The sequence below is a fragment of the Actinomadura rubrisoli genome, from assembly GCF_004349215.1.
GTDB lineage: Bacteria > Actinomycetota > Actinomycetes > Streptosporangiales > Streptosporangiaceae > Spirillospora > Spirillospora rubrisoli.
This window is the reverse complement of the sequence record NZ_SMKU01000673.1, coordinates 1-1699: the sequence shown is the minus strand read 5'-3', so window position 1 is coordinate 1699 and position 1699 is coordinate 1. Positions and strand designations below refer to the sequence as shown.

General features: G+C 74.1%; 1 protein-coding gene and 1 pseudogene. Both read right to left on the bottom strand.

All coding sequences use genetic code 11. The features are described from left to right. Positions 1-1093, bottom strand: a pseudogene (locus E1298_RS46735) (hypothetical protein); the annotation flags it as partial. A gap of 16 nt (positions 1094-1109) precedes the next feature. After that, positions 1110-1699 (bottom strand): glycosyltransferase family 4 protein (locus tag E1298_RS46730; protein WP_131903774.1); only part of this gene is annotated, 590 nt, incomplete at its 5' end.

The following is a 1699-nucleotide window of genomic DNA, read 5'->3' as shown; positions in this document are numbered from 1 at the left end:
GGACGGCCTGCGTGGCGGACGCGGGCGGCGTCCCCGGGGCGGGCCGGGCGCGGCGCGGCTGGCGGCCCCGCCCGGACGGCGGGGCCTCCTCGGGCCGCTCGCGCAGCGCGTCGCGCCCGTCGTCCGGGCGGCCGCTCACGCGCACGTCGGAGGTGTGCCGGCGCCCCTGGTAGGACCGGCCTGCGGGGAGTTCCGGCACCGCGACGTGGCCCTGGCCGCCGCCGAGCGCGCCGCCGGGCGCACCGGGCCCGCCACCGAGGTCGGTGGCGGGGCCGTCGGACGGCACCGGGCCGACCGCGGCGGGCCGCCGCCGGGGGCGGGCGGACGCGCGCAGGAACGACACGACGCAGGCGATGATCACACCGAGGGCGAGCCCGATCGCGCCGTTCTGCGGAAGCTTGCTGGGCGTCGGCGCGGACGGGTCGGCGGTGTCGAGGAACTGGACGCCGTCGTTGGTCTTGGACCGGGCCGACAGCAGCCCGCTCTCCTCGGACTGGAGCTTGGTGAGCTGGGCGGAGAGCAGCCGGTAGGCGCGGCTCCCGGCCTGGGTGAGCTCCATGTCCTGGGTGACCTTGGTCTGCAGGCCCTTGATGCTCTTGATCTGCTCGTCCAGCTTGCTGGTGTTGGTGGAGACCGTGACGTCCTGGTACGCCTGGAGGACGGCGTTGGCGATCACCGCGGCCTCGGTCATGCTGGCGCCGGTGGCGGTCACGATCACGACGCCGCCGTCCGGCTTGCTGGAGGTCTTGACCCGGCCGCGCAGCTGCTCGCCGGTCAGGCTCGGGCCGCGCTTGCTCTTGACGATCTGGGCCGCGCGCGCCATCACGGGCGTCGACCCGGCGAACGCGGCGCGCTGCGCGGTGTAGGTGGCGTAGCCCTGCCCGGAGACGACGCCCATCCGCAGCGCGTTGTTGTTGTTCGTCGGGTCGGTGACGGCGAACCTCGCGGTGGCCGTGGCGCTGCTGAACAGGATCTGCGTCGCCGCGACGGACGCCAGGACGCAGGCCAGCACGATGATGAGCGACATCAGCCGGTAGCGCCAGACGGCCTCGACGAGGCTGATCTCCGGGGTGGCGGGGGTCTGTGCTGTCATCGGGTGATCTGAGTCCTCAGGAGGCCGGGGGCAGGGTCGCGCGGGTGGTCGCGGTCAGGCCGCGAACGGCCTCGCGCAGCTCGCGGTGGTAGCGGTCCGTGCCGAACCGCAGGGCGGCGTCGGCACTGGCCCGCTTGGCCATCGCCAGGGCGCCGTCCCAGTCGTCCAGGAGCCGGGCGACGCCGTCCGCCAGGGCGGCCGGGTCGTCCGGCCGGACGACGACGCCGTTGTCGCCATCGGTGAAGATCTCGACCAGCCCCTGGGTGGCGCAGGCCACCACGGGCCGCCCGGCGAGCATCGCCTCGACGGCGCCGTTCCCGAAAGACTCGACGCGCGAAGGCACGATCGCGATGTCCGACTCGGCGAACGACTCCCAGACAGAGGGGCGGAAACCCGCGAAGGTCACGGATCCGTCGTCGCCGACCAGGGCCCGCAACTCCTCCTCGAACCATTCGTATCCCGGGTAGACGCTGCCGACCAGGGTCAAGATGACATCGTACCCGCGCTCCCGCAGCAGCCGGACGGCCTTGACCCCGATGTCGGAGCCCTTGCGCTGCGACAGCCGTCCCACCAGGACGATCCTGGCCGGCGGGCCCGGCTCCGGGC